The organism is Arsukibacterium sp., from assembly GCF_033722355.1.
Taxonomy (GTDB): Bacteria; Pseudomonadota; Gammaproteobacteria; order Enterobacterales; family Alteromonadaceae; genus Alishewanella.
Window position 1 is genome coordinate 1 of record NZ_JAWVZF010000133.1, and the last position, 7888, is coordinate 7888.

8 protein-coding genes and 1 pseudogene are annotated in these 7888 nt (G+C 50.8%); 3 read left to right on the forward strand and 6 right to left on the reverse strand.

The genetic code is table 11. The features are described 5' to 3' along the window. The coding region (locus R3177_RS11385) for a S9 family peptidase (protein ID WP_318971152.1) at positions 1–976 on the forward strand (976 nt) is incomplete at its 5' end. Between the two features lie 73 nt (positions 977–1049). On the opposite strand, the gene R3177_RS11390 is transcribed toward R3177_RS11385, so the two are convergent. After that, positions 1050–1196, reverse strand: a complete 147-nt coding sequence (locus R3177_RS11390) for a lmo0937 family membrane protein (protein WP_318971153.1) — start codon at positions 1194–1196, stop codon at positions 1050–1052. Positions 1197–1378: 182 nt separating this feature from the next. On the opposite strand from R3177_RS11390, the gene R3177_RS11395 reads away from it, so the two are divergent. Next, positions 1379–2137: a Crp/Fnr family transcriptional regulator gene (locus R3177_RS11395; protein ID WP_318971154.1), complete on the forward strand. Its 759-nt coding sequence runs from the start codon at positions 1379–1381 to the stop codon at positions 2135–2137. An 18-nt stretch (positions 2138–2155) separates the two neighbouring features. Here R3177_RS11395 and R3177_RS11400 read toward each other — a convergent pair whose 3' ends face one another. After that, positions 2156–2839 (reverse strand): GGDEF domain-containing protein, encoded by a 684-nt coding sequence (locus tag R3177_RS11400; RefSeq protein ID WP_318971155.1) that lies wholly within the window; start codon positions 2837–2839, stop codon positions 2156–2158. Between the two features lie 248 nt (positions 2840–3087). After that, on the reverse strand, positions 3088–3459 hold the full coding sequence (locus tag R3177_RS11405) for a hypothetical protein (protein ID WP_318971156.1): 372 nt from the start codon (positions 3457–3459) through the stop codon (positions 3088–3090). A 261-nt stretch (positions 3460–3720) separates the two neighbouring features. On the opposite strand from R3177_RS11405, the gene R3177_RS11410 reads away from it, so the two are divergent. Next, on the forward strand, positions 3721–5031 hold the full coding sequence (locus R3177_RS11410) for an APC family permease (RefSeq protein ID WP_318971157.1): 1311 nt from the start codon (positions 3721–3723) through the stop codon (positions 5029–5031). Here the strand turns inward: R3177_RS11410 and yjjX are convergent. The 3 genes and pseudogenes from yjjX to R3177_RS11425 all read right to left on the reverse strand — a co-directional run. Next, positions 5028–5540 carry an inosine/xanthosine triphosphatase gene (gene yjjX / locus R3177_RS11415; RefSeq protein ID WP_318971158.1) on the reverse strand — a complete coding sequence of 171 codons (513 nt, stop codon included), beginning with the start codon at positions 5538–5540 and terminating at the stop codon, positions 5028–5030. The two genes, R3177_RS11410 and yjjX, sit on opposite strands and share 4 nt — an antisense overlap. A gap of 159 nt (positions 5541–5699) precedes the next feature. Further along, entirely contained in the window at positions 5700–7154 is a 1455-nt protein-coding gene (locus R3177_RS11420) for a DUF1996 domain-containing protein (RefSeq protein WP_318971159.1), read from the reverse strand. A 144-nt stretch (positions 7155–7298) separates the two neighbouring features. Continuing rightward, positions 7299–7888, reverse strand: a pseudogene (locus R3177_RS11425) (threonine ammonia-lyase, biosynthetic); the annotation flags it as partial.

Sequence of the window (7888 nt, forward strand, 5' to 3'; positions counted from 1 at the left end):
AAGTGGCGAAGCCTTACAACTGCCCGAGTTGCCGGCAGGCGACTTGCGCAGCGTCAGCTTTTCTGACGACAGCAAATACATGAGCTTTTATTTAAATGCGGATAACAGCCCGTCTAATTTATATGTCTGGCAGCTGGGCACCGCCCAGGCAAAGCGATTAACCCAGGCCCTGGCCAGCAGCATCGATGAAGCGCATCTGGTGCAAAGTGAAGTTGTTCGTTTTAACAGCTTTGACGGTCTGACCATCCCAGCACTGCTTTATAAACCGCATCAGGCGGCCGCTACTGCCAAAGTTCCGGCACTTATCTGGATCCACGGCGGCCCGGGTGGTCAGTCGCGTACCGGTTACAGCCCGATGATCCAGCATCTGGTCAATCATGGTTATGCAGTTTTATCTGTCAATAACCGGGGTTCTTCCGGTTATGGTAAAACCTTCTTTCATCTGGACGATCTGCGCCATGGCGAAGATGACTTACAGGATATTGTCTATGGTAAAAAATACCTGCAAAGCCTCGACTGGGTGGCAGCTGAGCGGATAGGCGTAATAGGCGGCAGCTATGGCGGTTACCTGACTATGGCGGCAATGGCCTTTACCGATGAGTTTGAAGTCGGCATTAATATTTTCGGCGTCACTAACTGGGTGCGCACGCTGGAAAGCATTCCGCCATGGTGGGAAGCGTTTCGTGAAAGTCTGTATGCTGAACTGGGTGATCCGGCAGTAGATGGCGAACGGCTGCGCCGGATATCGCCGGTATTTCATGGCGATAAAGTGCAAAAGCCGGTGCTGGTAGTACAAGGCGCCAACGACCCGCGGGTACTGCAGGTAGAAAGCGATGAAATGGTTGCGGCCATTCGTGCCAACAATGTGCCGGTAGAATATGTGTTATTTGATGATGAAGGCCATGGCTTCTTGAAAAAGAGCAACAGGATCAAAGCACAAAAAGCCTATCTGGCGTTTTTAGAGCAGCATTTGTAATCGGAAAATGTTTAACAACCGATAATTAACAGGCCGGTTTAAATCGGCCTGTTTGCTTTTTATCATAGCGGAATCAGATTCGGCGGCCCCTGATGAGCCGGATAGCCACCACCACCACTGCGACAACCAGCAGAATGTGGATAAAACCACCCATAGTGTAAGACGACACCAGACCAAGCGCCCATAAAATAAGCAGCAGTACAATAATCGTTTCTAACATTACGTTTCCCGGTTAATTGTCCAAAGAGTACTACTATACAGGGCCTGCGAATATCCTTATGTGCGCTGGCACACAGATAGCATTTTTTTCAGTTTAACTTAGTTATATATTTGATTACACAAGCCGCTTACATTCCATTCAGCTATACTGTTCCGACAACATCACAAAGATAACGAGACCCTATGCCTGGAGCGGCATCAAATAAAAACACGTTAGAATTACCACATAAACCGACAGATAATCATTTACTGAATGCGCTATCAGAGGAAGTGCTGCAACGACTATTGCCCCATATGGAACTGGTTGAGATGCCATTAGGGAAAGTGTTGTACGAGTCTGGTGATGTGCTGCGCCACGTGTATTTCCCTGTCAATTGTATCGTATCGTTGCTGTATGCGATGGAAAACGGCTCGTCGGCCGAGATTTCCGTGGTGGGTTTTGAAGGGCTAATAGGCGTAGCGCTGTTTCTGGGCGGAGAAAGTACCACCAGCAGAGGTATCGTGCAAAGCGCTGGCTACGCTTACCGTTTACCGGGCCAGCGGATGAAAGATGAAGTTAACCGCCACGGCGACCTGCTGGTGTTAATCCTGCGTTATTCCCAGACTCTTATCACGCAAATGGCGCAAACGGCAGTATGCAACCGCTATCACAGCATAGAACAGCAGTTATGCCGCTGGTTATTGCTGTCGCTGGACAGGTTAAAAGGTAGTCATCTGGTAATGACCCAGGAGCTGATCGCTACTATGCTGGGGGTTCGCCGGGAAGGCGTTACTGAAGCAGCAGGCCACTTACAAAAAATGGGCGTAATTGAGTACAGCCGTGGCAAGATTCATGTCATTAACCGCGCTAGACTGGAGCAGTTAAGCTGCGAATGTTATGCCGTGGTAAAAAAAGAAAGTGATCGCCTACTTCCCTGTTATAAAGTGACAGGCAAGAAATAATGTTGCACAGATAAGATATTAACCGGGACGAATGGAACTGTGCGGTTTAGCGCAGTACATAGCGGCATCAGCATAGCCAATCAGCCCGATAGCAGTAGTGGCATCCCGCGGAAATACTGCAATGCCAATGCTGGCTGACAGCCAGACATTAGTGTCAGTCAGCGGGTACGGCTCCGCCAGCAGGCACTGTAATTTATCAGTGAAGGCGCTGATATCCTCAGCGTTTGTTACATCTGTCAGCAGCAATAAAAACTCATCGCCTCCATGGCGGCTAACTGCATCACTATCACGCACTGCGGCTTTTAACCGGCCACCCACCTGTTGCAGCACGCTATCACCCGCCTCATGGCCATATTGATCGTTTACCGGCTTAAAGTTATTTAAATCAATAAATAACAGCGCTAACTGGCTGTTATGCCGTTTCGCACCACTAAGCGCATAGCCTATCCGTTCATGCATCGCACTGCGGTTAAGCGTCTGCGTTAACGGATCCACCTGATTATTAAGATTCGCCTGCTGCAACGCCAACGATAACTGTTGATTGGCAAGATGCAATTTGTGCTGCTTTTTCTCCCAGAGCGTCCGCTGCACGATAAATTCGCAGCGAAGATTCACCAGCTCAGCACTCTGCGAATTGTAATTAAGTTGCAGTGCAGTGTTTTTCAGGTGTTGTTTATCAGCATGTTCAGGCTTGTCTAACATTATAGGGTCCTGCTAATTGTCCAAACCGCTCTACTGTAGCGTGTTACTGAAATTCAGTATGTACGCTACCGCACACAAAGAGTTAATTAAGGAATGATACGAGGCATGGCTTGCTGAAAAAGAGCAACAGCGTTAAAGCACAAAAAGCCTATCTGGCGTTTTTAGAGCTGCATTGGAACTAACGTCATAAAATGGTGATCACTAAACTGGCCGCCTGTCTGCGGCCAGTTTTACAGTTCTAAAGCCACTTACTCTACGTCCTCTATGTCCTGTTGTTGTTTCTGCCGGCGACTTAACCACCAACTTAACAGCACGCCACTAGCAACGGCAATCCCCACGGCCAGTAAGGGCCGGTTTCTTATTGTATTGCGGGTACCTGCGACCAGCTGCTGTTGCAGGCTGTTCAGCTGCTCGCCTTTATGATAAATAGCATCAGCGGCATGGTGAGCGCCATCGGCCACTTTGTGGGCAGCATCTCGTGCCCTGCCAGACACCTGCCTGAAGACCGGTACTGACTTATCTGCGACATTATCAATAACATCATGCAAATTGCCCCGGGCAGTTCTGATACCGCGACGAACAGCATCCCGAGTCATTTTGGGGTTGGTAAAGGGTTCCATAATACCTCCGTTGGTAAACTCAATAGTGGTCTAAACGGCGTTGTCGGACTATTAAGTATAGACGACGTCTGATATTTGGCCTGATCGGATAACACTGAGCCTGTTGCTCAGGTATCGTCGTCACCGGAACGGTATACCCGGCTGACACACTTTAGCGTGCTGTTAAAGGCTTATCGGTGCGCTGGCGCGCATAGCAAACAAAACTGTGCAGCACGCGTTTATTCACTTTATAGTAGTGCCTTAGCCGAGCGGACAAATGCTATGCCTGAACAAAACACAGCTGCAACATCCACCATGCTGCCTCGCCATCTGGGTTTATTTGGCCTGTGGCTGCTGGTGGTCAATGGCTTAATTGGTGCCGGCATTTTTGGCCTGCCCGGCGGCGCGGCGAAACTGGCCGGCGAATACAGCCCGCTAATTTATCTGTTTTGCGCCTTACTGATTCTGCCAATACTGCTTTGCATGGCCGAGCTGGCCAGTTATTTCCGGGGCAGTGGTGGGCCGGTGCGTTACGGTACAGCCGCCTTCGGCTCTTTTATTGGTTTTCAGGCAGGTTGGTTGTATTACATTGCCCGCCTGGTATCGTTTGCCGCCAACACCGTATTGCTGGTCGACAGTATCGGTTACTTCTGGCCGGCAGCCACCGCCGGCATCAACCGTGCCGTGCTGCTCAGTTTGGTTATCAGCAGCCTGACTCTGATCAATGTTATCGGCTCAGTGCGGGCAATGCGTTCATTAGCGCTACTTACCTTGCTTAAGTTCGCCGTGCTGCTGCTGTTAGTGATTACCGGTACCGCGTTGCTGGGTAGTCAGCTGTTACCAACCTTTAATCCGGCCAAGGTATTTAGCAGCCCTTATGATATTGGCGCGGCAACCTTATTGCTGATCTATGCCTTTGTTGGCTTTGAATCAGTGGTGGTGCCGGCCGGCGAAGCAAAAAACCCGGCGCGGGATATGCCACGAGCGCTGATCCTGGGTTTGCTGCTGGTGACCTTATTGTATATCAGCATTCAGTTGGTGAGCGTGGCCGCCGTGCCGGATATTGCCGACTCCAGCAGCCCGCTGCTGGATGTCGCCGCCAGTTTATTTGGCCCGGCGGGTGCGGTTGTGCTGATGCTGGGTGTGGTGGCGTCGGTAGCTGCCAATTTACTGGGTGCAATTTTTTCCACGCCACGGGCCAGTTTCGCGCTGGCTGAAGATGGCAGCCTGCCGCGCTGGTTTGCCGCCGTACAGCCTCGCTTTTTAACACCTGCTAACTCTATTGTATTTTTTGGCGTATTAGCGCTGCTGCTAACGCTATACGGCTCATTTTTATGGCTGGCCGCGGCAACGGTGGTATCCCGCCTGCTGCTGTACGGCCTGACCTGCGCTGCCGTGCCAGTGCTGCGGCCGAAGCTGGCTGTCAGTGACAGCTTTGTGCTGCCACTGGGCTACACCATACCATTGCTGGGCCTCGCCGCCTGCGCCTGGCTGGCGCTGCAGGTGAGCTTATCGTCAGTGCTGGCCACCGCATTATTTGTATTGCTGGGCACAGCCTTGTATTTTCTGGCCCGCTGGCAGGCCGCAGATTAAAACCGCTGCGGGTTTATAAACGGGATCAGTGCCAGGGTTAATGCCTGCTGATAAACGCTGGCCCGGCTTAACTGATTATGGGTCAGCAAGCCAATAGCTCCGCCTGCCTGTTTGATATTGGTGGTACCAAACAGCTGGTCCATGGCCTCACCCAGTTGCATACCTTCTGCCAGCAGATGCAGTGCCGCCGGGGGCAGCATCAGGCTGGCTGAACGCGCTTTGCCGAGCTTACCTTTGTGCTCAATCAGCATCCAGGCGAAAGTCATATCGATATCCAGGCCGGCTTCTATCGCTACATAATAATCAGCCGCGATTTGCAGCTTCAGTGCCTGCAAGCGGTTTTGCGCACCGAGTAGCGTTTCAGCGCTGGTTAGCGGCTGCTCGGCCACACCGGACGGCACCGCATAACCGCTTACCTTAACATTTTGCTCAGGAAAGTTGCTTTGAAAGCACTGTTTTACCGCATTAATTTTGGCCGGGTTGGCCGACGCCACCGCAATGGTCCACATAATAAACGCACATATTGATTAAGTTAGCCGTTATGTAACATAGCGGTCGGGCTAACTCAACTTTTGCTTGGCAATAATTACCGCATATCAGCCAGACAGATATCCTCTGAAATCTGATTTTAATTGCAGCAACCCGGCTTTTAACACGTATTCTTATTATTAATACCCCAGGCCTTTATTGACAACAGGCACCTCATTCTGGCTGCCGGGGCGGGTGCCGGATAAGCGGTAACCATTGGCCAGATTGCCATCATGACAATCGAGTTGTTGCCGGATACACCCGTCCAGCACGGCTTCAAGTGCTTCCGGATGCCAGGCATTAAACCAGTCGCCATGTAATGACATCCCCCCCGGTGTGCTGGTGCTGACCTCGTACATGTCAGAAGCGAAGCGCCAGCCCCGGCTGGAGCGGCTTTGTGGATCGTATACCTCGGGTTTTATCCCATAAGCATAATGAAAACTTACCCTGATAATCGGTACCGGATGACTGGCAGGGCACACTGTGCCGCTGGGCCCGCCATTATTTACCGGATACGCCAGGTGGCTTTTATGATCCGCTGAATCAAGATCGGTACCGTTCCAGCAACTTGGGAAAAAGATATCCATCCGCAAACGATCTGGTGCGACACACTCTGGAATGCTGGCGCTCCAGCGTGGATTGGTTGCATCATTCGACTGCCACGCCTGACAATGCCAGCGCACAATAGAGGTATCCTGAGCCATTCCCGGCATACCCATGGCGCTGCCGGCAATCATTTTTAACCCCAGCGGAATAGGCTGAATGGAGGCCAAATCATCGACCCCTGCGGAATAGTAAAAAATTTCGTGTGCTTCGTCATCGTTGCCGACCACTGCTGGCACAATTTTCCAGGCTGGATCGCCGTTTTCGTCAGTAAGGCGCTCACTGGTCACAGGATCATATGATGGTGCCAGTAATGCTGGCACCCAGTATGCTGAACGATTTAATTCGTTACCCTGACAACTGGATTCACCGGTGGTGAACAATGACAGAAGATCACTGTTTTCATCCAGCAGGGTGTTGCCATAGAACCGGTGCAAATGAGCTGCATCTTTCTGGCCCGGATAAACAATAGGGTCATGATAGCCGGAATGTGACAAATCGCAGTTAATCCTGAAAATACCGCGCCAACTGTTATCATTAGTTGGCGCAGGCTGAACTGACGTTGCAATCAGGTCTGGATGCACGGTGTTCAGATGCTCATCTGCAAAAATACTGCTTATTGCCCAGTTAATTACCTCGGCGTCGCTGACCTTTGCATCTGCTGCAACTGCCCTTATCTGCAGGGTATGCTGCTGCGCAGCAAGTGGGTACAGCAGATAAGGGCTGCTGCAGACAACTTCCGGTTCACTGTTTAATTTGCAGGTGTAAGACTGGGCATCAGCAGAGGCAAACCTGAATTCAGCAAAGGGTTGCTGACTAACAGCAGCAGGCCGGACACTGACTACCGGTTTAGCAGGTAAGCCACCTGTTGGTGGCGTTACCGGATTACCATTTCCTGAATCATTTGTACTATCAGTATTTGTCGTGCTGCTGCCACAGGCCGACAGCCCTGCGGCCAAGGTTAAATATAACGCGCTTTTAAGAAAAACCATGCTGCTCTCCACTACCAGGTAACGCCAAATCCTTGGTTATAACAAAGTCATCGGCAGACCCGCTTAGTATAAACAGCGGAATGTAAAGCGATGTAAAGACAGTGCAAAGTCATGTAAAGCAGCGCCAGGTAAGCTATATCGTATTCAGCCCGCCGTTAAAAACGTCTGATAACTGCGGTTATTGCTGACCTGCTGATACTGATAACCCAGTTTATCTAAATGGCCGGCGATATCACTGTGCTGGGCGACTTCAAAACCCGCCAGCACATCGCCGGTGGCAGCACCATGATTGCGATAATGAAATAGAGTGATATTCCAGTGCTCGCCAAGGGTATTGAGGAAATTCATTAATGCACCCGGGTATTCCGGAAAATTAAACTGATACACCTGCTCGGTTAACTGGCGTGGCGGCATACCGCCGACCATATGCCGCACATGCAATTTAGCCAGTTCGTCATCAGATAAATCCTGATAATCATAACCAGCGTCACTTAACAGCCTGGTCACGATAGCTAATTCCTGCTGGCCGTGGCGCAGCTTAATGCCGACAAAAATATGGGCTTTATTATCGCTGGCGTAGCGATAGTTAAACTCAGTAATGGCCCGGCCGCCCAGCGTCTGGCAAAAGCGGCGGAAGCTGCCTTTCTCTTCCGGGATAGTCACTGCAAATACCGCTTCTTTTTTCTCGCCCAGCTCACAGCGCTCTGACACATAACGCAGCGTATCAAAGTTTA